22 protein-coding genes are annotated in these 25,464 nt (G+C 32.2%); 9 read left to right on the forward strand and 13 right to left on the reverse strand.

Features of this window, described 5'->3' with window-relative positions; translation table 11 throughout:
• Positions 1–163: 163 nt before the first annotated feature.
• Genes pheT through ACXLDF_RS14210 form a run of 3 tightly spaced genes read right to left on the reverse strand, consistent with a single transcriptional unit; the run spans position 164 to position 3,974 of the window.
• On the reverse strand, positions 164–1,849 hold the full coding sequence (gene pheT / locus ACXLDF_RS14200; RefSeq protein ID WP_457559201.1) for a phenylalanine--tRNA ligase subunit beta: 1,686 nt from the start codon (positions 1,847–1,849) through the stop codon (positions 164–166).
• Position 1,850: 1 nt separating this feature from the next.
• The gene (gene pheS, locus ACXLDF_RS14205) at positions 1,851–3,425 is read right to left on the reverse strand and encodes a phenylalanine--tRNA ligase subunit alpha (RefSeq protein WP_457559202.1); all 1,575 of its coding nucleotides are present in this window, start codon (positions 3,423–3,425) and stop codon (positions 1,851–1,853) included.
• A 57-nt stretch (positions 3,426–3,482) separates the two neighbouring features.
• On the reverse strand, positions 3,483–3,974 hold the full coding sequence (locus ACXLDF_RS14210; RefSeq protein WP_457559203.1) for a pantetheine-phosphate adenylyltransferase: 492 nt from the start codon (positions 3,972–3,974) through the stop codon (positions 3,483–3,485).
• 122 nt (positions 3,975–4,096) lie between these two features.
• Between ACXLDF_RS14210 and ACXLDF_RS14215 the strand changes: the two genes are divergently transcribed.
• From ACXLDF_RS14215 to ACXLDF_RS14225, 3 genes are all read left to right on the forward strand, one after another.
• The gene (locus ACXLDF_RS14215) at positions 4,097–5,251 is read left to right on the forward strand and encodes a DUF1512 family protein (RefSeq protein WP_457559204.1); all 1,155 of its coding nucleotides are present in this window, start codon (positions 4,097–4,099) and stop codon (positions 5,249–5,251) included.
• A gap of 107 nt (positions 5,252–5,358) precedes the next feature.
• Entirely contained in the window at positions 5,359–6,483 is a 1,125-nt protein-coding gene (locus tag ACXLDF_RS14220) for a HEAT repeat domain-containing protein (RefSeq protein WP_457559205.1), read from the forward strand.
• Positions 6,484–6,553: 70 nt separating this feature from the next.
• A complete protein-coding gene (locus ACXLDF_RS14225; RefSeq protein WP_457559206.1) occupies positions 6,554–6,844 on the forward strand; it encodes an acylphosphatase in 291 nt (96 codons plus the stop codon).
• 140 nt (positions 6,845–6,984) lie between these two features.
• Here the strand turns inward: ACXLDF_RS14225 and ACXLDF_RS14230 are convergent, their stop codons facing one another.
• The 3 genes from ACXLDF_RS14230 to ACXLDF_RS14240 all read right to left on the reverse strand — a co-directional run bounded on the left by ACXLDF_RS14230 (position 6,985) and on the right by ACXLDF_RS14240 (position 12,054).
• Entirely contained in the window at positions 6,985–10,299 is a 3,315-nt protein-coding gene (locus ACXLDF_RS14230; RefSeq protein ID WP_457559207.1) for a hypothetical protein, read from the reverse strand.
• Between the two features lie 310 nt (positions 10,300–10,609).
• Complete coding sequence (locus ACXLDF_RS14235) at positions 10,610–11,482, reverse strand: hypothetical protein (protein ID WP_457559208.1); 873 nt, start codon at positions 11,480–11,482, stop codon at positions 10,610–10,612.
• 203 nt (positions 11,483–11,685) lie between these two features.
• Positions 11,686–12,054: a response regulator gene (locus ACXLDF_RS14240; protein WP_457559209.1), complete on the reverse strand. Its 369-nt coding sequence runs from the start codon at positions 12,052–12,054 to the stop codon at positions 11,686–11,688.
• A 124-nt stretch (positions 12,055–12,178) separates the two neighbouring features.
• Between ACXLDF_RS14240 and ACXLDF_RS14245 the strand changes: the two genes are divergently transcribed.
• The 3 genes from ACXLDF_RS14245 to ACXLDF_RS14255 all read left to right on the forward strand — a co-directional run bounded on the left by ACXLDF_RS14245 (position 12,179) and on the right by ACXLDF_RS14255 (position 15,268).
• Complete coding sequence (locus ACXLDF_RS14245) at positions 12,179–12,628, forward strand: hypothetical protein (RefSeq protein WP_457559210.1); 450 nt, start codon at positions 12,179–12,181, stop codon at positions 12,626–12,628.
• 320 nt (positions 12,629–12,948) lie between these two features.
• On the forward strand, positions 12,949–14,031 hold the full coding sequence (locus ACXLDF_RS14250; RefSeq protein WP_457559211.1) for a branched-chain amino acid aminotransferase: 1,083 nt from the start codon (positions 12,949–12,951) through the stop codon (positions 14,029–14,031).
• 166 nt (positions 14,032–14,197) lie between these two features.
• Positions 14,198–15,268 (forward strand): branched-chain amino acid aminotransferase, encoded by a 1,071-nt coding sequence (locus ACXLDF_RS14255; protein ID WP_457559212.1) that lies wholly within the window; start codon positions 14,198–14,200, stop codon positions 15,266–15,268.
• A gap of 118 nt (positions 15,269–15,386) precedes the next feature.
• Here the strand turns inward: ACXLDF_RS14255 and ACXLDF_RS14260 are convergent, their stop codons facing one another.
• Positions 15,387–16,475: an NAD-dependent epimerase/dehydratase family protein gene (locus tag ACXLDF_RS14260; protein WP_457559213.1), complete on the reverse strand. Its 1,089-nt coding sequence runs from the start codon at positions 16,473–16,475 to the stop codon at positions 15,387–15,389.
• A gap of 146 nt (positions 16,476–16,621) precedes the next feature.
• On the opposite strand from ACXLDF_RS14260, the gene ACXLDF_RS14265 reads away from it, so the two are divergent.
• Entirely contained in the window at positions 16,622–17,431 is an 810-nt protein-coding gene (locus tag ACXLDF_RS14265) for a DUF1295 domain-containing protein (protein ID WP_457559214.1), read from the forward strand.
• A gap of 70 nt (positions 17,432–17,501) precedes the next feature.
• Here ACXLDF_RS14265 and ACXLDF_RS14270 read toward each other — a convergent pair whose 3' ends face one another.
• Both ACXLDF_RS14270 and ACXLDF_RS14275 read right to left on the reverse strand, forming a co-directional pair.
• Complete coding sequence (locus ACXLDF_RS14270; protein WP_457559215.1) at positions 17,502–19,034, reverse strand: dihydrolipoyl dehydrogenase family protein; 1,533 nt, start codon at positions 19,032–19,034, stop codon at positions 17,502–17,504.
• 229 nt (positions 19,035–19,263) lie between these two features.
• The gene (locus tag ACXLDF_RS14275; protein WP_457559216.1) at positions 19,264–19,911 is read right to left on the reverse strand and encodes an adenylate kinase; all 648 of its coding nucleotides are present in this window, start codon (positions 19,909–19,911) and stop codon (positions 19,264–19,266) included.
• 162 nt (positions 19,912–20,073) lie between these two features.
• Here ACXLDF_RS14275 and ACXLDF_RS14280 point away from each other — a divergent pair, with 162 nt between their 5' ends.
• Both ACXLDF_RS14280 and ACXLDF_RS14285 read left to right on the forward strand, forming a co-directional pair.
• The gene (locus tag ACXLDF_RS14280) at positions 20,074–21,504 is read left to right on the forward strand and encodes a 3-isopropylmalate dehydratase large subunit (protein ID WP_457559217.1); all 1,431 of its coding nucleotides are present in this window, start codon (positions 20,074–20,076) and stop codon (positions 21,502–21,504) included.
• A gap of 32 nt (positions 21,505–21,536) precedes the next feature.
• Positions 21,537–22,058 carry a LeuD/DmdB family oxidoreductase small subunit gene (locus ACXLDF_RS14285; protein WP_457559218.1) on the forward strand — a complete coding sequence of 174 codons (522 nt, stop codon included), beginning with the start codon at positions 21,537–21,539 and terminating at the stop codon, positions 22,056–22,058.
• 41 nt (positions 22,059–22,099) lie between these two features.
• Here ACXLDF_RS14285 and ACXLDF_RS14290 read toward each other — a convergent pair whose 3' ends face one another.
• The 4 genes from ACXLDF_RS14290 to ACXLDF_RS14305 all read right to left on the reverse strand — a co-directional run bounded on the left by ACXLDF_RS14290 (position 22,100) and on the right by ACXLDF_RS14305 (position 25,380).
• Entirely contained in the window at positions 22,100–22,630 is a 531-nt protein-coding gene (locus ACXLDF_RS14290) for an SAM-dependent methyltransferase (RefSeq protein WP_457559219.1), read from the reverse strand.
• Between the two features lie 130 nt (positions 22,631–22,760).
• Positions 22,761–23,336: an HD domain-containing protein gene (locus ACXLDF_RS14295; protein WP_457559220.1), complete on the reverse strand. Its 576-nt coding sequence runs from the start codon at positions 23,334–23,336 to the stop codon at positions 22,761–22,763.
• Positions 23,337–23,461: 125 nt separating this feature from the next.
• The gene (locus ACXLDF_RS14300) at positions 23,462–23,995 is read right to left on the reverse strand and encodes a Rab family GTPase (protein WP_457559221.1); all 534 of its coding nucleotides are present in this window, start codon (positions 23,993–23,995) and stop codon (positions 23,462–23,464) included.
• 188 nt (positions 23,996–24,183) lie between these two features.
• Positions 24,184–25,380, reverse strand: coding sequence for a MalY/PatB family protein (locus tag ACXLDF_RS14305; protein WP_457559222.1), 1,197 nt, complete (start codon positions 25,378–25,380; stop codon positions 24,184–24,186).
• Positions 25,381–25,464 lie beyond the last annotated feature (84 nt).

The raw sequence follows: 25,464 nt of genomic DNA on the forward strand, positions 1-25,464 counted from the left end.
CAAATTTCTTAAATACAATGATACGTAAATCTCCTATATTAAAACTCATAGTGTGAGAAAAATATGTGAAAAAGATTAAAAAAGTGGTGTGAATTAGGAGATCCTTCGTTTTAATAATTCATCAAAATGTAATAAAATAAAAAAATAATATTCACATTTTTTTTTAATCAATAAAAGGCATTAGATTTATCTCAAAAGTAGCAGTTGGATATTCTAACCCAAAATTGAGGACCACTTGAGGGTGGACTTCTCCAATAGAACCTATTTTTTTCTTTTTATAATATATTGAACCCATTCTTCCAGGAATATATGTAGGATCCTCATCTGCTTTGATTGATAATTCTTTAAAAATACCAAAGGTGCGGGCAAAATAATCGAAAATACTCCGAATCTCTGAAAAATCACTAGAGTCTGAATGCACCATTACTGCCAAATGCAATTCTCTGCGTGATAGAGTTTCTTGAGTTTTATCATGAACAATTACATCACCTACCTCAAAAATACGGAAAGGTTTTTCTTCAGATCGATTAAATTGAATATTTTTTAGTAAACTAGGTCTTAAAAAACGTCTAACGGAATCATATTCATTTGAAACAGGATTCGCAAGGATTATTTGCTCCGTTTGCTTTAATTTTAACCCCATTTTTTCATTATCTTTATTTGAAATTAGAATATTATTAACCATTTCAATACATCCTGCCCCTATCATAATTTCCCTAACATTTTGAGCTAACTTCATTGCTGGATGATATTTGCCGAAACCTTCCATATTCAGTGTTGGTGTTAAGTTTTGATATCCATAACCCATAGCAACTTCTTCGACAAGATCGACTTCATGCATTATATCATTACGATAGGCAGGAACTTGAATATTTAACGTATTTGAATCCTTTATGATTGCATCTAAACGAACTTTATGAAGACAATCAACCATTTCTTCAGCAGTGAGTTTTAAACCAATATATGAATTAATATAATCAACATGAGCAATCCAGTTATTTGGAGCTAAATTGGGAGTCCAAATTCCATTATCAGGCTCATCTTCATAAATTACCTTGACGGATTCTAATTTTCCTCCCATATCAGCAAATGTGGTAGCCAAAATATTTAACGCGACATTAACAGCCTTTTCATCTGTTCCTGTTAAATCTAATAGTAAAATCTTCGTTTTATTTGGAGTTACTGTTGTATATGTGCCGTTAATTATAGGAGGAAAAGATACAACTTTCCCCTCTGCATCAAATATCATGGGGTATTCAGAGAATCCTTCTAAAAGATGTGCATACTGGATACCCATTGGGTGTTCCTCAAGAATTTCTTGGGGTGTCAATTCATATGCTTCTAAATGTAAAGGACGAAATTTAATCTCATCTGGTTTAACTGTGGTGTAAATATATGGTCCTTTTACTGCTTCATAATCATGAATTCCAATAGCAACCTTCTTTCTATCTCTGCCAACAGCCCAATGAAGAATTTCTTGCATTCGCATTAAGGTGATAACTTGCTCTTCAGAAAGAGAAAAATCAAATCGGACTAATCCAGATACTACAAATGGACGGATTTCCTTTACTTTAGCACTTACTTTAAAGTATTCCTTACCTTTTTTTACGTGATATTTAATTAATCCTTTTTCTAATCCATAATATCCTTTGAGTGGTCTTATAATTCCTTGAGGACTGGAAAAATCAGGCCTATTTGGATTAAATTCAACTTTTATTGTCTTGTTTTCTGGATCATAATCATCAATGTCTAAGGAAATCCATTGTAAATCATATTGCAATGTTTCATATTTCACTTTTTTACCAAGTAATTCTGATAACTGATCAATTTTCAGCTCAATTGTAGGCATTTTAATAAGATACCTCCCTTAACCAAGAAATTTTACTCTGATATAAATCACGTATGTCATCTCGCTTTAATTTCAACATGGCTAATCGTTCAAGACCCAAACCCCATGCAAGAACGCGTACTGGATGTTTAATCCCCCAAGCATAGGTCACCTCAGGTCTAAATATTCCAGAACCGCCCATTTCTAACCATGCACCTAATTCTTCGCTATACACAGATACTTCCATGGAAGGTTCTGTATAGGGAAAGAATCCAGGTCTGGTGATTACTTTTTTGAAACCCATTCTTTTATAAAATTCGGTTATCTGTCCAATCAAATCGCTTAGTGTGACATTTTCGCCAATTATGATACCATCTATTTGTTGTAATTCTGCGAGATGGGTCCGATCTACTTTTTCATTTCTGAAAACACGATCAATACAAAATACTTTAATTGGCAATTGAGGTTTCTCTAATCCAACTTTAGCCAGATATCTTAAAGTAGTTGCAGTTGTATGAGTTCTTAACAATAATTTTTTGGCAATTTCAGAAGACCACCTATATCTCCACCCAGTAGAACCAGTATCACCGCCATTTTCATGAATAGACCTTATTGTTTCAACATAGGATTTTTTTGGTAATTTTCCCGTTTTAGGATGCTTGAGATAAAAAGTATCATGCATTTCTCTGGCTGGATGATCTTGAGGTTGATAAAGGGAATCAAAATTATAAAAAGCCAATTCAATAATAGGTCCTTGAATTTCTTGAAAACCCATAGAGTGAAAAACTTCTCGAACTTGATTTTTGATTATTGTCATTGGATGATATTTCCCAGCATAGATTTTCGGACCTTCAATTTCCACATCATACTTTTTTAATTTGTCAATAGATTCTTTCCATTCCCCTGATTTAATCATTTCAGAAGATATCATTTGGATTTCTTCTTCAATAAGGTTAATATCATTTGGACTAATAGCATATCCTGCAGGAGTTAATTCAACCATTCGAATAGTAACTTTTTCTCGAGTAATTAGTTTTCTCTTTAATAATTGTGGAAGATATTCTTGTAATGGTTTGGCGATAGCTGAAAGAGGGATAACTTGATTGTCACCATAGATTTGCAATATTTCTTCCAAGGAAGATTTGGGTGCATCTTCATTATATATAAATATCGTTTCTTCTCCTGTCGCCTTGGAAGTTACTACCCATTTGTTTTTTTTCATATGTGATAATCCAATAAAGAATAATTTTTTGTTAAATCCCAACTCCTTTTCAACACTTTTTGCAAAATCTGTAACTTTTATTTCTTTATAACCTTTTTCTTGGAAAAGAGTAAATATTTGTCTTTCGGGTAAACCTTTTTTTACATACTCTTTTCCTTCTTCTGTAAGATATAGTAATACTTCTTCGCGCTCTGTGAATTTAGCCAATTTTTGTTCTTGTAAGGAATAGATTGCTCCAGACATGAGTTTTTCATATCCCAAATGGAGCTTTCGGCTTAATTCTCTAGCTTCTATAGGACTCTTTATCTTCTGCAATTCTTGAAGAACTGGAAGATACTCCATTTTTAAAGTGGGTTTTTGTGAATTGGGAGTCATGATCTTCTCGCCGTTAGGTATATTCTTATTTTAATGTTTAATGAAATTTATCAAAAGTTAATGAATTTTTTCCAAATTTTGTTCAGATGATTGTGCAAGAGTTTCACGAATTCGAGTTGAACTAATTTTTTTTCCAGAAGAAGTGCGAATCAACGGTATAATTACCAAAATTAAGGGAGTCAATCCATTTTTAATTCTAATTTCATTTATTTTTATAGCCGTGGAATATGTTTCCATACTACTTACATGGACTTCTAATTCCTTAAAAGTAATTGCAGGACCAAGAGGATCTTGTAATGGAATAATAGAAAAACGTTTTTTTGATACTCCAAGTTCTTGAGTTATAAATGCTTTTAAATGGGTAGAGCGAGCTGAATATGACTCAAATTGATCTTTAAAGCGTTTTGAACTAATTAATTCTTCAGTAGTTAAAGCAATGTGAACCATTTTTCCTAGTTTAAATGCTGTTTTTAGTAAATACTTATGCCCCTCATGTAGATGATCAAAACTACCACCCAAGCCAATATGATTATAAGGAAATTCTTTCATTTTTTTCCCCCAAATATAGTGCGAATAAGTTTCATTGAAAAAATGCTGTGAACTTTTTTAACAATAGATATCTTAAAATTAGGTAGCATTATTAATAAGGAAATTTTGTTCGGGAATATATCATGACTTTAATCGAGACCATTTATAATTTATTATCCAGTTTATTTATAATTTTGATTCTTTTAATTCTTTTTTTCGGCCAAAATTGGCAAGTATTTCGTGCTTCGCGTCAAATTCGTCGATCGCTGAAAGATTTAGAGCAATGGCGAAAGTATGGAATTAAGCAGCTAATAAAACTTATTGAACCACTTACTTCTGAAACTGTTACAGAACATGATATAAAGAATTTTATTAGTGAAGTTTTAGATTATTTTGCCATTCCACTGGAAGAATTGAAAACTGAAAATTATAATCTTTGGTCGTCTTTATTGATCCAACAACAACATCGCTTTAAAGAAATGATTAAAAGTTTTATTCCAAAAATCTCTGAACTGACATTATATATTATTATTGCTTTAATAAATGCAACTCGAGAAATTGATTCTATCTTAAAAAAAGGTCAACACAATCTTACCATTGGAGAAAAAACAAATGGTTATTGGTATCTTCTTCAAACTGCATCAGAAATCACTCAAGCAATGTTAAAAGCTCGCAGATACCGAATTTTACTTGATTCATTATTATTAGGATATCCTATTGGGGATTCAATAGGTCCTCTTTCCATTAAAGAATTAGTTAATCAAATTTCTGAAAAAAAAGAACATAATCAAAGAAATGTTAATGAAAAAACACTAAATGATGAATATATTTCGCAAGAAATCCAATTTGAAGGACGAACTTTGATTTGTTTGCGCACAAAAGGTCCAGAGCCTCGAGTTGGTCATCCCAGTATGATTCTTCGAGAAATTGTTGAAAAGTTAAGCCTAGAAAAAATTAAAATATCTATGATATTATCTATTGATGCTTATGCGAAATTAGAAGTGGAACAATCAGGAACAATTTCACAAGGTTTGGGAATTGTAGTTGGAGGAGATACAAAAGCAAACATTGAGAAATTTCTAATAGAAGAATACATTGCTCAAAAAGATCCATCGATTCTGTTAGAAGCGATTATTTGTAGAGAATCAGTGGAAGAAGCAGTTTTTCCGATGACAGATCAAATAAAGAATTCTATTCCAAAAATAATTAGAAATATCAAGACTACGATTCGAAATCAAACAACTAAAGGAGACACCATTATCATTATTGGAATTGGAAATTCTTTAGGTATTTTGTAAAATATGCATTTATTAGTATTTTTTTCAATTCTGAATGAAGGATGATGATGATGATAGGGATGGAGTTAAAAGAATTTTTCCGTCTTAGAAAAATGGGAATCTCCATTATGAACCAGACTCTTAAATTTTTAAAACCTAAAGATTATAAAGATGATGATTTATTGTTATTACTCTATTTTCCTTCTCACAAAGTTCATAGAAGGATTATTAAACTTTTAAAGAAACATCCCTCATTAAAATATACCGAAATATCAAGAAATAATTGGAGAATTTTCGTTTCAGAACCTTTTCAAGAAAAATTAAAATGGTTTTTAATTTATTTCTTAATTGACAATAATTTTTCCTTTTATTATCGAGCTTTTCTAACAATTAAGAAAAAAAAGAAAGAATTTCATTCTATTTTATTAAAAGGTTTAATTCATCAAGAAGAAGTAATTCAAATTAATTGTGCTAGAGCATTGCATATTTTTTTTCCAAATTTATATCCAGATGACAATGTTTCATCCATTTTATCTTCATTAGATGAGTCTAAATCAAAAGACTTAATTAAAAACTTGAAAGATCGAGTTAAAATCTCAAATTTAGAATGGTTTGAGCGTGAAGACATAATCAACAAATTGTGTTTCTTTCCTGCTAAAATTGTGATTCCCTTATTAGAATCCTTTGTTTACGATTCCGATCAAAATGTGAGGCTGGCACTTGCGCGTACATTGGGAAATCTGGCACATGCGGATACAACTCGGTTATTAACTTGCTTACTATTAGATTCAAACAATAAAATAAAGGAAGCTGCGATAGAATCATTACAAAAATTAAGTCCAATTACATTTGGGAAAAAAACACCAATTGAAATTCTCGAGAATGTTGAAACAGAAGAAATTCTCGCATGTTTATCCAAAAAAGCACAAATTCCAAATCTATCTCGACTTTGGGAGCGAAAGCACTTAAACTCTCAAATTATTTCTCAATATATTCATGCTCCATTAAATCTTTTGATTGAAAAAGTAAAAATATTATATAATCAAAAAAATATGAATGCACAAACACAGAAAGAATTATTTACTTTGGAAAAAGTTATAATTTCTCGTGGATATTCGATGATGCATTTTCTAGAACAAGAAATCCAAAAATTAGAAAATTATGAATTCAAAGAACAATTTTTAAAGCTTAGAAATATGATTCAAGATCGCTATACTATAACCCAATCAACTGGATGGAAAATACTTTTATAAATTCATAGGATAACAATTATTAATACATTCATATCAATCTTCTCTTTTCATAACAATATGAGTGATAATAATGCTAAGAAAACCTACTGTGAAAGTTTTAAATGCTCAAGTTTTTGGGAGAGTTCAAGGTGTTTGGTTTAGAGGAAGCACAAGAGATTATGCACAGAGATTAAATCTCACAGGTTGGGTTAAAAATGAACCAGATGGTACAGTTAGGGTTTATGCAGAAGGTTCTGAATCAGAAATAAAGAATTTGCTTGAATATATACACCACGGACCAAAATATGCACAAATATCAAACGTAAAATACTCAATTGAAGAAAATTTTCGAAAATATCATTCCTTTTCTATTACTTTTTAATATCTTTATTAACTAAACATAGAAATTATTGAAAAATATATTACACATTTATTCAGTTCAATCTACTAAAATAATTTAGAATTAAGAGAAATAATAGAAAAAAAGGGAGTGAATTTCTCCCATTACTACATTCGAATTACTTAATGTCTTCGTTTTTTAAGAACAAAAGCCATTGTGGCAACTGCTGCAATCAAAAATATTCCAGTAGAATATCCAGGAATGTTTTCAAATGGATTATCATCACCTGCAGCAGTATCATCAGTTGCTGTATCATCAGTAGTACCATTTGAGACCTTAGCACCAACTGCGAAAGCAGAAAGATGAGTAACTTCAATTTGAACTGTTCCAGCAACCATATCAAATGTCACTGGGAAACTCTCTTCCACCCAATCATCTGCAGTTTCATCATAACTGTAAACTGTAAATAATTCTTGTAAAACAGATTCATTTAATACAAGCAATTCTGGACGTAAATCAACAGTTATTGTTAAAGGAAGCTCAATATTGCTTGGATCTGCCACATCAATAGCAAAGAACACGCCTGTTCCAGACATAAATAGATCTGAAGTGCTTGGATCATCACCCCAAATTTGGGTTGAAATTCGAGTTCCACCATTTATTGCTGAAACCTCTAAAGTAATATGAACATCATATGTATCTGAATCAATATGGATGACATTACCAGCACCAGGTGGAATGATTAATGTGTGAGTTAAATCTGGATACATCCAATGTTGATATGTGTGAATAAGTGGTTCACCTAAGAATTGTCCATCTTTACCGTTAAATTCACCTTGAGAAATATCAAATTCAATGGAATAACTTAATTCTTCACTAACAGTTTTAATCCCTGCACCCATTTGAAGGTGGAAGTTCTCTAAAACACCATTATCATCATATCGCCAGCAGAACAAAAGCTTTCCAAAGACAGTGTTTTCAAGGAATTGAACATTTGTACTACTATAGACTTCAGTAATCCAATCTCGTAAAATATCATCTAATCCGGTCGTTTGGAAGAAAATATCATCGATTCCATTGTCGATATCCCAACGCAAATAGATTTCTTTTCCATTAACGTAAAAATCATCAACACTCATATTTGTTAGGAATTCAATAAACTTATCTTCTGTAAAATCACCACCAGACATAGTCTCTGCCCAAGTCATAAATGAATCATAAACACTTTGGAAATTGAAATCAATAGGCACATAGAAGAAACTTGGAGTAGCAACTCCCTCTTGCAAAAGGTTGAAATAGAAATCATCAACAATTCCTAACATTTTTGCCCATTCTGGAACATTGGTATCATTTGAACTGATACCCCAAATATTCAACATGGATGGTACAAAATATGATACAATATCGAAGACTGAAACATTTGTATCAGGAATCTTTTCGGCAAGCATATCATCTAACATTGTATCCATGTGATCTTGAACCCAATTAGCATAGGTTTCAGGAAAACTAGCACCGACTGCATCATAAAAACCTTCGTAAATATTATTAAAGAGTCGTCCGAGCGGTTCATATACATTTTCATCAGGTGTTTTAGCTAAGAAGTATTGTGCAATGAAATCATATTTATGTTCTACATCTCCAACATAAACTGATTCATAATGATCACCCATCCATTGATCTTCCCATTGATCTTGTACTTCATCAATACCTAACATATCGGTAATTTTAGATCGGAGATTTATTACATTTGGTACCTCTGTAATGAAAGTGTGAAAGATATTCTCTGCATCAACTGTCTCATCAACAGGTAAACTCAAATTTGTGTCATAATAATAGGTTTCGTTCATCATATCCCATAAACCATCATTAACTTCATCCCAGAAATATTGAGGCATTTCAATGTTCATATCAAAACTTGTGGTGAAATCATAAGTCTGACCTTCATCTACACCCCAATTTCCGTATACAGATGGAGGATAATACTTTTGAGTTGGTAATACATTTGGATCATAGTTTGCATTCAAGGTAGTGTGTTCACCTCGAGATAGATCAAAGATAATGTCACCACCCATCATATTCAATATATCGGCACTCATTCCTATATGGAGTTCAAGATGATAATTATCTAAAATCCCATTAGAATCCCATTTCATGTTAAACAATGCAGATAAATCCAAAGAATCATTTGCAACACTAAATCCTAATCCAACTGAATCAAATTCATCATTAAGTTGATCTATGAACAACATTCCACCTAAATCAAAGATTTTTCCAAACATATATTTTGCATCATGGATATTTCCGGCGGCATATACTTGTTTTTCATTTGTGATTAAAGTCAAGCCTAATTGCTCAACCAAACCATTAAAGCCTCCTAAGAAGATCATATGAGATTGTCCCAAAGCAATATTAGCTAAATCCTTTGCTTTTTCCAACTCAGCACCAACATCTAAATCTTCAGGAATGAATAAAGGTGCAGAATAGCCATATCCTTCTGGAAAATCTGAAACATATGTATCATATTCACCCTGATGAAAATTAAAACCAAATGCATTCATTATTTCAAAAGCAATTTTTTCTCCTAATTCTTCACTTTTGATGGTTGTATTTGTTCCTGTACCCCATACAAGTCCACGATTAGTTAAAGCAGGATCGTAATCAGGTGAAGAAAATTCTGATTGAATTTCTGATAATCCATCATCAAGACCAGCAGTTATATTATCGCGGATAGTTCCACTAAAGGCAGATGTAATAAAATTACGTACAATTGTATCTAAGTAATAAACAACAAAGTCCTCAAAGGACAAATATGAAGGATCTACAGCTAATTTTATTTGTACTGTTACGTTAATTACATCATAATAATATTCTTGTTGGGGATTTTCCCATTCATATACAAATGTATCTTCATACATGTGGTCGACATGAACCCATATATTGAAAATCTTTGGCATCGCCATAAATTCATTATAGACTTGTTGTAAATCAAATGCATCGAGTTCAGATTGTGGAAATCCAGGGAAAGGTTCTTTACCGAAATAATCATCATACCAATAATTATTATAGTAGATTTCCTTGTAAGAATTGTTATAATAGAGCTCATCCCAACCATCCCAATATCCACTCCACCATCCGTCTTGAAGTCCAGCTTCCTCAGAACCTACAGGGTAGGTTTCATTATAAGGATTGGAAGGATTCCAAGGATCTGCTGTTACATTACTCCATCCATAATTATAACCTTCTTCGTATCCATTAGCCCATCCAATTTGGTAAGAGTCGTTAAACGCATCGTTTAATCCCATTGCTGCTTGCTCACTCAGATAATCCCATAAAGATGCAGGAAGTGCAATATTTCCATCAATTCCGAAGGTATAATAAAAATCATCACCTTCATTAATACCCCATGATTTCTGCATGGCAGTAACGGAAAATGAAGTGAGCGGTGCAAGGAGAACAAGGGTTAACACCAAAAAACTAATTTTTGTTTTTAATTTCATAGTAATACCTCTTCTCGACAATAATTATTGTTTCAAAGCGAATATACATTATAACTGTTAGGTTATATTGTAAGCAAATAATGAAAAATCACACTTATAAGCTTTATTGCATAAATAGATCTTTATATAAAATTGCAAAACGACAATTTTTAATACGTTTTTGTCTTTTTTCGTTAATTATTTATAAAGAAGTGATAGAATAAATAAAAATAATATTGATTATTTTACCTAAAATCAAAAATCGATGATAAAAAAAGTAAGGTATAAGAAAATGATGATAATACCAATTATCGTAAATTTTATAAAGATTTTAGGAAGCATTATCTATTTTTTCGAATTTTCGTATATTTTGAAGAATTATTTTTAGTTTTTTATCATTCTTTAATTTTCCTAAAAAATTCACCATATCCCCAACTTTTAACTCATTTTTCTCCATAACACTTTCAGAACATTTTGCATTAATAAATTCAAATTCTTTTTGAATTGAGGTCTGCTTTCTATCAGGAGCAGCAGTTCCTCCTTTAATGTGAAGAAGATAGAAGATAGTTTCATGCCCCATATAATAACTTTTACGTAAATCAATTTCAGTTATTCTTCCATTTCGAATGTAAACACTATTTTTACCACTTTCAGTTGCAACTTGTTCTATTATATTTGCAGATTCAACAGGTTCTACAGAATATGTAGGATCACCACTAGTACTTAGTAAATTATCATGAGTTTTGGGTAATTTTTTAAAGAATTCTTCAAGTTCTTTAATAGATTTTTCTTCATGATTCTCGAAAATCCACTCTGGCAATAAAGTCAGCTTAAATCCGTCTGATTCATTAGGATTATAGTATAAATTAATTTTTGGTCCTGTTTTTACCACTTTTGTAAATTCACATTGAAAAGGTAGTTTAGAATGGTTTTTTATATAATTTGCCACTTTTTCAGATAAAATTTCACGAGCAACCTTCCCATCGATCTGGGCAAGTTCACCATCTAATACAAGATGATATCTTTTTGTAGGATATCTATCACCATCCAATATTTCTTTATGAATTAATATATCATCCTCTTCTGCATCTGCTTGTTCTTGATCACTAATACTATATTGAAAAGCAAAATCATTACTACGAATTCTTATCCACCAAGAAGAATTTAAACCATCACCAGCTTCAAAAAGATTTAATTTTACCATTTTTATCAGAAGAATAATAGATCAAAAATATAAAAATTATTACAAATTTTCTTTTTATGAATAACATTCTTAGGATTTCTTTTTTAGAATTTATATATTAGAATGTTAATTTCTATATGGATATTTAAGAAATTCACTGTAAAAAAAGTCTTTTTATAAATTTTTTAATAATTCTTACACAAATTTCAATAGTGCACAATTTTTCACAATTTTTCAAGCAATTCTTTAAAATCATTTAAAGAAAACGGCTTTTGTAATGTATAATCTACTGTTACTTTTGTAAAGTTATTTGATATATCTGAAGCAGAAAAACCAGTTGTAAGTACGCACTTTAATTGTGGATTTTGCACTTTAAGATCACTCAAAATTTGTTCGCTAGATTCATTTGGAAGATTGTAATCAATAATCACACCAGAAAATGATTCTGGATTTGCAGACATGAACAATTCTATTCCTTGTTTACCATTTTCTGCAATTACAGCAGTCCAGTTTAAACGTTCTGAAAATTTTTCCATGATTTTTAAAAGGGGTTTTTCATCATCAATAATCAAAATTTTTTTTGGACTAGTCATTATATATGTATTTTAGTTTATCTCACCTAAATAATACTCGGGCAGTAATTTGCACCTTATAGACCAAAATTTTTTTTTTCTCACTATTTTTGAATATTATTTCATTCTTTCTTAATGATTATTAATGACAGTGCTAGAGATTGGATTTGTTAAAAATGGATTACTTGTTTACCACCAAATTTATCACCCTATTCGTAAAAATCATGAAATTTTAACCCCAGAACGCCGATCTCAACTAATCAGTCAAATATATCAGATGGGAACTTTTGTTTTACAAGATGAAATTGAAATTATTTCCATGAAAAAATTCAGAATATATGTATATAACATATATACAATAAATAAATATTCACTTCTTGTTTATTGCATTGCAGATCAAAAATCAGATAGGAAAATTACGCAAGAATTACTTTACCAAATTGCAGAACAATTTCGCTCTCAATTCCCAGATTCAAAATATCACAATTTATTTGAATTGGAGCAGTATCAAGCATTTCAAAGCACATTAAATGAAATTTTGCGTGATGAACACCTTATGCCCAAAGATCGTATTCAAAGATTCCTTATTTCTTAAGAATATATACAAATCTATACTTTTCAATAAACTTATTCACACTTGCGATTTTTGAGATTCCTTTCTTAGCAAATCCAAATGATATTTAAAATCCAATTAAATTTAATGAATTTGTGGATTCTTTAAATCATCTTACTGAATTTTATAATACCCAGGTTCAATTTACCTAATTGAATTTCGATATTATTATCAATTTTAATTCATCTTTTTTATCAAAATGAGCTTCACCACTCCCAATACTTTGCATTCTCAAAACATTTAAATTCTGAAATATCTGAATTCAAATTACCCTTTTTATCTATATTTTGAAGATGATCATCATGAATTTAGATATTAAAATTACTCACGTGGAGCAGAGTCAACTAAAAACTGTGCCACAAGATTATTCCAAATTGGCATTTGGACAAAATTTCACCGATCATATGTTAATAATGCGATATTCTGAACCAAATGGATGGAGCCATGCAGAAATTATTCCATATGGAGATATTTCAATTAGCCCAGCTGCATCAGTATTGCATTATGCTCAAGAAATTTTCGAAGGTATGAAAGCATATAAAACATCATCTGGAAAAATTCAACTATTTCGTCCTCGATTAAATTTTGAACGTTTGAACACTTCAGCTGAAAGAATGTGTATGCCTCAAGTTGACATTGATTATGTTTTATCTGCATTAAAGGAACTTTTAAAAATAGAAGAACGTTGGATACCTTCTCAAAAAGGAACCGCCTTATATATTCGCCCAACTATGATTGCCTCAGAGCCGTTTTTAGGTGTACACGCCGCTAAAGAATATCTTTTCTTTATAATTTTATCTCCAGTTGGTTCTTATTTCAAGGATGGATTTAAACCAGTAAAGATCATGGTTGAAGATAAATACATTCGAGCTGCGCCTGGTGGCGTTGGTTTTTCAAAAACTGGGGGAAATTATGCTGCATCTTTAAAAGCCGCACAAGAAGCTGCTAAAAGAGGATATTCTCAAGTCTTATGGTTAGATGCTATTGAACGAAAATATATTGGTGAAGTTGGTGCAATGAATATTGCATTTTGTATTAATGATGAAATAATAACACCCGAATTAGATGGCACCATCTTGCCTGGAATTACCCGTCGTAGTGTGATTGAATTCTGTAAAAAGCGAGGAATTCCTATTACTGAGCGAAGAATCAGTGTTGAGGAAATAATTGATGCTGTAAAAAATGGCACGTTAAAAGAAGCATTTGGAATGGGAACTGCAGCAGTAATTGCTCCTGTAGGCGCGATTTTCTATAAAGGTACAGAATATTTAATAAATAATTTTGAAGTGGGAAAAATTAGCCGTTTACTATTTGATGAAATTACAGGCATCCAAATTGGAGAAAAAGAAGATTCATTTGGATGGATTGAACCTGTTAATCAATAATTACAAAAATATTATATTGCTTTCTTTTTACTTTTTTTTTAGAATAATAAGCTTAAAAAAAATCAATTTTAATAATAAATTCTTGAAATCAAATATCTTATTACCATAAAAAAGGTAAGTAATCTATCAAATACCTTTTTCAAATATTACATCAAGCGTGAGAATCATGGAAATAAAAATTACAAAAGCAACTGAATTAAAAGAATTGCCAGACGATGATTCAAAATTGGGTTTTGGGCAAATATTTACCGATCATATGTTGTATATGGAATTTGATCGAGCAAAAGGCGGTTGGGGTCCAGCAGAGATTCGACCATACAGTATTCTCGGATTAGAACCAGCATCAGCTTGTCTTCATTACGGCCAAATTGTCTGGGAAGGCCTTAAATGCTACCGAACGAGTCAAGGATTGCGATTATTTCGACCAAGGGAGAACTTTAAGCGCTTGAATCGATCAGCCCGGCGTATGTGCATGCCAGAAGTAGATATAGAGTACATGTTAGCTGCACTAAAAGAATTATTAAAATTAGAAGCTCGGTGGGTTCCAAAGACCCTTGGCACTTCTTTATATATTCGCCCGTGTATGATTGCATCTGAGCCATTTTTGGGATTACATAAAGCAAATCGATACATTTTGTTTATTATTTTAAGTCCTTCAGGACCCTATTTCAAAGAAGGTTTTAAACCAGTAAAAATATTGGTTGAAGATAAATATGTACGAGCTGCTGTGGGAGGAACGGGAGAAGCGAAAACGGCAGGAAATTATGCAGCTTCATTAAAATCTACTGATGAAGCAATGGAGAAAGGTTTTTCTCAAACACTTTGGTTAGACGCTTGCGAGCGGAAATACATTGAAGAGGTTGGAGCCATGAATATGGCATTTGTGATCAATGGAGAAGTCGTAACACCTCCACTTCACGGTTCAATTTTATCTGGAATAACTCGAAAAAGCATTTTGGAAATTTGTGATCACATAGGAATAAAAGCAGTAGAGCGCCGTATTTCGATTGATGAAGTTATTGAAGACATAGAGAATAGGACCTTAACAGAGGCGTTTGGTTTAGGAACTGCAGCAATCATTGCACCTGTTGGATCCATCTTTTACAAAGAAGAAAATTATATAATTAATAATTTCAAAGTCGGTCCTATTGCTACCCGATTATATGAAGAATTAACAGGAATACAATATGGTTCAAAACCCGATATATTTGGGTGGGTAGAAAAGGTTGAAGAATGAAGGTTAAATTTATTCTTTTTTTCAAACTAATTCGCACCTTTTTTTCAACTGCCCTTTTCAAACCCCTTTTTTCAAATTTTTTTATTTTTATTTGATCTCTTAATTTTTCTCTTTTCGCTTAGTGCAAATGAGTTTTTTTATTTCTGATATTACTGATCATCAATTTTTCTGGATCAAGTGCTTGTAAACCCTTTAAAATGCATGATTTAATATCAGTAGTGAATTGGAAACCGAGATTTTTCAATTTTTGTGCATCATATTCATAAGAGTATTCCATGTATTCTAGGGCAGAACTTGAAAGCAATGTTTGAATAAATTCAGATTTTGATCCAATTATCCTGATTAAATGAAGAAATGGTTTAAATAAGCGAAATATCCATAAGGGAATACTAATTTTAGGTGGAGGTCGATTGTAATATTCAGCAACTACATTAAATAGTTGACGAAAATTCCAACGTTCTTTTGCAATATTAAATGCTTGACCCGAATAACTACTTCCATTTTTAACCAAAAAGACTTGGGCACGCGCCACATCTAATGGAGCAGTAAGTGAAATTTGTCCTAAACCTTTATTGATAAGCTTTGGCAGGGGTAAAGCAAAAGCTTTTACAAGAGACGGAATCATTTGTCGATCTCCTTTCCCAATTATAGGTCCTAATCGCGTGATGAGAAAAGATTTATCCGGATTCTCCCTTGCGAATTCTACCACAAGATCTTCTGCCATTCGCTTGCTAACAGCATAAGGAATATCTTCCCCCCTTTGCTTTGAACCAATTGGTGATGATTCAGTAAATTTCACAACAGTATTTCGTTTCCTAAGATGATGATGATCATATACAATTATACTTGAAGTGTGGATAAATGAGCGTGCTGAAGAATGACTGAAAGCTTCCAAGAGATTACGCGTTCCTATAACATTGGTTTGAAACATTTCCTCAAATGAAGCATAAACCGAAACACAAGCAGCAATGTGAAACACATATTTAATAGGGTAATCATTAAAAATCTCATTCAAAATATGAGTATTAGATAAATCCCCTTGAACAATTTTAACACCAAGTTGCTTTAATTCAGACGCTTTTGAAGGATTTCGAACTAAACATATAATTTCCTTAGTAGAATTAACCGAAATATCAGTTTGTTCAAGTAAATAATTAACTACATGCCCGCCAACTAATCCAGTAGCACCTGTAACCAGAATTACCATAAATGTTAGATACCTTCCAATTCTATCAATTTTATGAAAAAAAAAAACGAAAGAAAAGCAATCTCATAAAATTCTACATAATTATATGTAGAAATGGAGATTTCCTTCCTATTAGCAATTTAAAAGAAGAATTCTTCTACTAATTAATGTTTCACTATTGGGGTTTCAACATAATTCGTATCTTAGCATTTTTAGGATTTAACGAATCACTTTTCCATGAAATATTAAAATATACCATGATTGGCTTAGGTATAATCGTTTTTATAAGTTTGTTTTTTGTAACTGCTGGATATGGAAGATATCTCAATAAAAGCTGGGGTCCTCAGATTGATAATAAACTAGGATGGGTTATTATGGAGGCTGTATCTCCTATTCTATTCTTTGTTTTTTACATCATTAGTGAACAAAAAACACAGATAGTAGCAATAGCTTTTTTGTTTATTTGGGAAATTCATTACATCCAACGAGCTTTTATTTATCCTTTCCTTATTCGGGGAAAAAAAGAAATCCCAATAACGATCATACTACTTGGAATGGTGTTTAATGGATTGAATTCATATATTCAGGCGCGTTATCTTTTCCATATTAACCCGATCTACCCCGAATCATGGCTTTTAACACCTTTTTTCATTATTGGAACAGTAATTTGGTTTTGTGGTTTCATTATTAATCTTCATTCTGATCATATTCTAAGAAATTTACGGAAGCCTGGAGAAACTGGTTATAAAATTCCACTTGGTGGTTTTTTTCGTTGGATCTCATGCCCGAACTATTTTGGGGAAATACTAGAATGGATAGGCTGGACAATTTTGACGTGGACTGTTTCTGGAGCTGTTTTTGCGCTTTGGACTGCTGCCAACTTAATACCACGAGCAATTTCTCATCATCGATGGTATCACGAAAACTTTTCAGAATATCCGAGTGATAGAAAAGCGATTATTCCTTTTGTTCTATAAGAATAAAGTAAAGTAATGGTGCGAATAAGTTTTTTTATTAAAAAAGGAGTAAATAGGTATTGAAATTTTCCTAATGTGAATGATGTTTACCGATATTAACGGGGCGTAGATTTCCAATAGCCCAACCTGCTACTTCATTTAAACTTGGATGAATCACCATAGAGCGATAAATTGGCATGAATGATCCTGCTTCTGGACAAGCATTTGTCATTTTTAAGTCAGTTAATGACATATCCAACTCCAACTCTCCTTCATGGGGACATGTAAAGCCAGCATTCATTAAATAAACGATCTGTTGTATTATTGTTGCTGCATGAGGCCCAATTGCATGTGCACCTAAAATACGATAATCTTCATTTACAACCAATTTAAACAGAGCCTCTGAATGATCTAAGCCCATAGCAAAACCCTTTGCAATACTGGAATAGGATTTCACAGCAGTATAAATTTTATAACCTTGAGCAATTGCTTCTTGTTCTGTGAAACCAACATGAGCTATTTGAGGATATGTAAAGATTGCCCAAGGCACAGCACTGTAATCAACTGGAATTTTCTCACGATTCCCAAATAAATTACGTGCAAGAACTTCCGCATCATGATTTGCTTTGTGTCGAAATTGGAATTTTCCATTAGCATCTCCAATTGCCCAAATATTTGGAACATTAGTTTCAAGAAATTCATTTGTACGAATCCAATTTTGAGAATCTGTTTTAATACCTGCATTTTCTACTTTCAATATATCTGCATTTGAACGACGACCTGTTGCTATCAGTAATGCTTCAGCTTTGAGCTCTGAAATTTCATGATTATCCAAATTCTCAATGGTTACTACCTTTATTCCATCTTTTTCATCAAATTTAACCGCTTTAGTATGAAGATACACATCTAGATGTTTACGAAATTCTTTTTCGAGGATCTCACTAATTTCAGGTTCCTCTGTAGGAACAAGTCGAGGAAGCATCTCAATGATCATAACATTAGTTCCAATCGCAGAGAAAATGTGAGCAAATTCAGCCGCAATTACACCACCTCCAATTATAATAAGTGATTTCCAAGGTTTCTTAGGAAATTTTAAACCAAAAAAAGTTTCAGATGTAATGTAATCCACAACTGATAAACTAGGAATAGGTGGAATAAAAGATCTTCCACCAGAAGCAAGAACAAAGCGTTTTCCCTTAAAAATTTGGGTATATCTCTGCTTTTTTTTTAATATTGAACTCGATGGAGTGTTCAATCTCACACGCATTTCGTACTTTCCAGTAAACTCTGCCACACCCTTATAAATAGTTAAATTTGGAATGTGATGCAAACTGGCTTCAATCTCATTAGATTCATCAATTTGACTCCACATTCGGGCGGATATTGTTTCCCAGTCAATTTTTAGAGCAGAATAATCAATTCCTATTTTTTTAGCATGTTCAACTTCTCGAATTATATCTGCTGGATATACTAACACTTTTGAAGGAATACACCCTCTGGTTAAGCAAGTTCCACCAATTTTTGAATTTTCTACTAACGCAACTTTCCAACCTACATTGATAGCTTGACTCACAAGGGTTAAGCCAACTCCAGATCCTACAACAACCAAATCATATTCGTCCATTTTTTCCCCAGTTTACTATACTTATGTAGATTCATAAATCTATAGCTTTGTAAATATTGAGCTTTTCTCAAAAAATATTATTTGAAATAATAAACGTAGACGAATCTTTATAGTAAATAAGCAAATATATTGGATTTCAAAGTGAAATGAAAAATAAGATGATTAGAAAAAATGAGAAAGAAAAATAGAAATAGAGGATCAGTTAATATGGAATAATTTTCTAAAATATTTACATTTTTAGAATGGAACGCAATTCGGCTTCCGTGTATGACATTGTACGTGTGCCATCGATCTTTTGAACCAATCCTTCATTCTTGGAATAGTAATCAATTACAGCTTCAGATTGACTTAAATAAGTATTCCAGCGTTTTTCGAAGGTTTCCTCATTATCGTCGGAGCGTTGCACTAAAGTGGTGTTTTCACAAACATCACAGTATCCTTCTTTCTTCGGTTTTAATTCGTCATTGTAAATATTATAGATTTTTCCACATTTGGGACAGCTTCTTCGACCTAAAATTCGCTTTTTTAAATCTTCTTTAGCAATTTCAATTACTACTACAACATCCAAAGAAGCAATTTCATCAAGGGCTTTAGCTTGTTCTAATGTTCGTGGAAAACCATCCAACATAAATCCATTTTCCTTCACATCTGGTTGATCAATACGATCTTTCACCATCCCTATTACAACACTATCCGGAACAAGTTGTCCAGCATCAATATAGCTTTTTGCTTCCTTTCCAATAGGTGTTTCATTCTTAATATTGGCACGGAACAAATCTCCCGTGCTTATGTGCACCACGGAACTAAATTTCTTTATTTTTCCTGCCAAAGTTCCCTTTCCAGCACCAGGTGCTCCAAATAACACAATGTTAGTCATAATTTTTTCCATCCTTTGTACTAAAACAACAGAAAAAAGGTATTAAAGGCGTACTACATAAAATGTCACGAAGTAAAAAAATTTTCTGCATGATATTTCAGAAAATTTTAATCATATAATTAATCAAATACTCTGTATTAATTCATTACGGTGTGGTCTTTTATGTCGATTAGTGATAAAATCTTAGCAAAACACATTTCTTCAAATTACACTAAAAAAAAAAACAACATTGAGATTTCCAAAATCGAAAAAAGCGTTACACCAGGTGAATTTATCCAAGTAAATGTCGATTATATTATGGTTCATGAGCAATTAGGTGGAAGAATTGCTCCCGAATTCCAGAAACTAGGTTTAGATCATATTTGGGACCCTGAACAGGTTGTATTTATCTTAGATCATTGGGTCCCCCCTCCAGATGTTCGAGCTGCAAAGATGCATCAGCGAGCAAATGCTTTTGCTGAAAAATACCATATAAAATGGAATTTTGGGCAAAATCAAGGGATATGCCATCAAGTTTTACCAGAGAAAGGTTTTGCTCAACCTGGACGGTTAATTACAGGGTCTGATTCACACACAACCACATATGGCGCATTTAACTGTTTCAGTACAGGTATTGGGGCAACTGATGTTGTTAATCTTTTTGCAACTGGAGAATTATGGTTTGTTGTTCCTGAAACAATAAGAGTAAATTTTCGTGGAAACCTTCATTCTAATGTATTGGGAAAGGATATTGTATTACAAATGCTTAGGGATATTAAAACAGATGGTGCAATCTATGATGGATTTGAATTTGGTGGAGAAGGAATTTCACAGATTTCTATAGATTCTCGAATGACAATCTCTAATATGGTGGTTGAAATGGGTGCAAAAATTGGGATTTTTGAAGGAGACAAATTATTAGCAGATTGGTTAAGAGTCCATCCCCCAGCAACAACATCACCTTCAAATTTACAAACAATTTCACAAAAATCAGAAAAACCAATTTCACAAAATGTTTCACATAAGGTTCTACAAATAAATTCATCAAAAACTTCATATTCTACGCCGATTTCACCAAACCCACCACGATTTATTTCTCCTGAGAAAGGTTATAACTATAAAAAAACACTAGAATATGATTTATCAGAAATTGAACCGATGATCGCACGTCCTTATAGTCCAGATAATGTTATTCCCGTTACTGAAATGGAACCAATTGAAATTGATGAAGCATTTTTAGGTTCATGTACGAATGGTAGATTAGAAGATCTGCGTATTGCCGCTCGAATTGTAAAAAATCACACCGTTCCTATAGATGTAAAATTTATTGTTATTCCAGCTTCACGTCACATTTATTTAAAAGCGATGCATGAAGGATTGCTTGAAATTTTTGTTCAAGCAGGTGCCATGGTTGAGTATCCAACATGTGGTCCTTGTATTGGTGGTCACATGGGTGTATTGGGACCTGATGAGATTTGTATCAGTAGCTCTAACCGCAATTTTAAGGGAAGAATGGGTGATCCTAGCTCACAGACTTATCTTGCATCATCCGCCACTGTAGCTGCTTCAGCTATAGCGGGATATATTACAAGCCCTCCGCAAGAGAAAAGATGAATTTAGTATTTAGTAAAAATGAGACGATATTCATGAAACATGATGACAGACTCTTTTCACCTATAATTGAAGGTCGTGTTTGGCTTGTGGGAGATTCTATTGATACAGATCTGATTGTTCCCTCACATGTTTTAACAGAACAAGACAATACTAAATTGTTAAAGGCAACTTTAGAATCTGTTATTCCAAATTTTGCAAAACTAGTCCAAAAAGGAGATATAATCATTGCGGGAAAAAATTTCGGCTGTGGTTCCAGTCGTGAAGAAGCAGTTTTTGTTTTGAAAAAATTGGGAATTCAGGCGATTGTGGCTGAAAGTTTTGCCCGTATTTTCTTTCGTAATGCAATAAACTTAGGACTTCCTGTAATTAAATTTCCTGCTTCACAAGCCATTGGGAAACAATTTGACAAATTACAGATCGATCTCATTCAAGGAACGGTGAAAAACTTGAATACCCAACAAATCTTCAAATTTTCCAAGTTTTCACCTTTTATTCTTCGTTATATTGAAAAAGGTGGTGCAATTCAAGTTATAAAAGAACATTTACATTTGTGATTATTTCTTTTGATCATTTTTGGTTCAATTGAGCAAAAGATTTAACCCTTTCGATAAATATACACAGTAAATTGAGCAATTTCAGAAAGATCATACAGTTCAAAGGGTAAAATTTGCTTAGGCTCCAATGCCCATCGAATACAAATCATGTAAGCACCTTTTTTCATCTGATGAAAAATATGAATAAATGAACGGATGCATTTTGGAAAGGGATAAGAATAAACAACATCATAGGAAGATACATCAAAATTAAATAAATCCGCTTCAATAACCCTTACTCTTTCTCTCAATTTGTCTTTATCTGAATCACTTTGAGCGATCGTATCCTTTATTGTTTGTAACATTTCAAGATTGATTTCAACAGCACTAGATAACATTAAATACTCTTTTGCAACGAATATTGCTACCCGACCGTCTCCCGCACCTAAATCTACCAAAGTTTTACCCTTTAAAGACATTTTTTCATTCAAAAATTGAAAAATTCGTTCAATTACTGGTCGAGGTGTAGGAAGAAAAGGGAGATCCATCTGTGCTTGAAATTTCCAAATAGGAGATTGAAAATAATAATTCAATGGAATATTATTTCACCTAAAACATCTTTTCAAGATTTTTCAACTTCCATTAATATATTTTAAAACTTATTCGCACTAAAAATTGGTAATATACCACTTTAAAAAAGGATTGCTCATTAAAAGTATATATTCAAAAAATCAACCGCAATATTTCTTCTTCTAATAATTTAGCCCGCTTCAATTGTTCCTGTAAAAAGGGTGTCTCACCATATTTCAAAAACCATTTTTCAAACCGCTTTTCAATAGTTACTTTTCTGGTTCCCATGTGATATTTATCTGCCAAACATACAAGTTTCTCTTCAATACTTTGAGGGAGATAATTCTTAGCAGGAAGATTAAAAGTTACTGCTTCTTCAGCAGTTAATCCAGCTAATGAATGTGTTTCAGCAATTCGAGCAATATTTTCCGAAAATCCAAGCTTTCGAAGTAATTTACCTCCTTCTACTCCATGGCTCATATCATGAGTTTTATAACGCCCAATATCATGAACCAATGCTCCAATTCGGACAGTTTCTATATTAACTTCAACCTTTGTAATATTATAAGCTAAACTAACTGCTTTCTTCATTACAGCAATTTGATGATTGATTATATTTCGGCTAAGATTTAACTTTTTTAATAAATGTAATATTGTTTTTTTTGATGGATCTTTTCCAGAAATTACAACCTTAAGAGATTGTATGTTTAGATCTTCATGTTCTGTCATTGTGCTAAAAATCTCATCCATTTTTATAAAATTCTCTGAACTTTACTTTTATATGGGAAAAATAAGAAAATGTGCAATGAATTAAAAAAAGAAATCGAAAACTTGATTTGCGATAGGTGTAAAAATCACCCCGCGTTTTTTTCAATCATCAATTCTGATATTTGGGTGAATGATTGAGCCACATTAAGGCCAGTTTTTGAAGATACATGAATATATCCTGCTAATTTGTGCTTTTCAACAAATGCTTCAATATCAGAATTTGCAACTGAAAATGGATGGCCTTCATCTATCAAATCATGTTTTGAAGAAAGAAGGAGAATAGGGATGTTTTTTGTATTCGATTGCACAATATCTACCCATTCCTCTAATTCGTGAAATGTAGCGGGACGTAACGGGTCAAATAACATTAAACATCCACTAGCACCTAAACAAAAACTCGGAAGCAAACTTCTAAAGCGGTTCTCACCACCAAAATCCCAGATCTGAAGAGTTACGTTCTGATCTTTCGAGGTTTTGCACTGAGTTACTGAAAAATCCACCCCGATTGTCATTTTTGTAGAGCCACTAAAAAGTCCAGTAGTATATCGCCGTAATAATGTAGTTTTTCCGCTCCCACCGCTACCAGCGATGATCAGTTTAAATAGATAGTTTCCAGTCATTTTTTTTCCCAATAATTTTTAACTGTTAGAGTAAATTCAATATGATTATTTGTTGTTGTGATGTTAAATTTCTTCCGTTTTAGAATTTTAAAATGATGAAATGTATCTGCTTAGCATTCAACTTTTGCGTGGCAAATGACTTTTTTTGGATATTGGATTTTTTGTAGATAAGGAAAACTAATTAAAGCTTATTTCTCTAAATTTTTATAAACTGTGAGAATTCGGCTCAATCCTTCTTTCAATATTTTTCTAGGATATCCCAAGCTTAATCTTTGAAAACCATCCCCGTTAGCTGTAAAATCTCGACCATCATACGAAATAATATGAGCTTGAGTCAACAACAATTCAAATACATCTTCAGATGGATAAGGAAAATCTCGAAAATCCAACCAAAGTAAGGGTGTTCCTTCCCGAGGCATTACTCTAATTGGAATTTCATTTTTAATGAAAAAATTATAAGCATATTCGTAATTTTCATCCAAATACTGCGTTAAAAGATCAACCCATTGAGAACATTGAGTATATGCTGCAATAAGTCCAATAATTCCAAATACATTTGGCGCATAAATAAATTTTTTCTTATAAAAACCAAAAAAGGATTTTCGTAATAAAGGGTTTTTAATTAAAACATTAGCGGTTTTTAACCCAGATGTGTTGAAAGTTTTTGTATATGAAGTAATCATGATTGCATTTTGACTGATTTCATAAGAAGCATTTAAAATTGAAGTGTAAGAGTGATTTTCAGCAGTAAGATCGCAGTGAATTTCATCAGAAACAATTAAAATGTTATTAGCAAGACAAATATTCCCCAATCGAATCAATTCATCCTGTCGCCAGACTCTGCCTACTGGATTATGTGGGTTACAGATAATACAAAGTTTAATGCGATTAGAAGCCACAATTTTCTCTATAGCATCATAATCTATGGAATAATAATTCTTATCTATCCGTAAGGGAACAGTAATTAATTTTCGTTGTTGATCAGTAACAGCCTCTGCAAGAGGTCTATAGATTGGAGTAAAAAGCAGGATTTCATCTCCAGGATGCGTAAAAAATTGGATTACATTACGTAAACTAAAAATAACACCCGTTGAATAGAGAATTTCTTCAGTATTGATTGAAAGTTGATGACGTGTCTTATACCAAGAAATAACTGCATCATAATATTCTTGAGGTACCAAAGTATAACCGTAAATACCATGTTGTGCCCGAGATTGAACTGCTTTTTTAATAGGAAGTGGACATTCAAAATCCATTTCTGCATGATTAAAAGGTAGTAAATCAGAAGTACCAAATCTTTCAATCATAAAATCAGGATCCCACTTAATGGAAAATGAGTGGGTTCTATCAAGAATATTTTCAAATTGGGTGCGAGTGAAATTCATTATATATTATAATTGTTCATTGCATAAAAGATGAGATTCCCCTGATTATTTTTAGTATTTTATTTATCAAAAATGTTCATCAAT

This window comes from Candidatus Harpocratesius sp., from assembly GCF_054039255.1.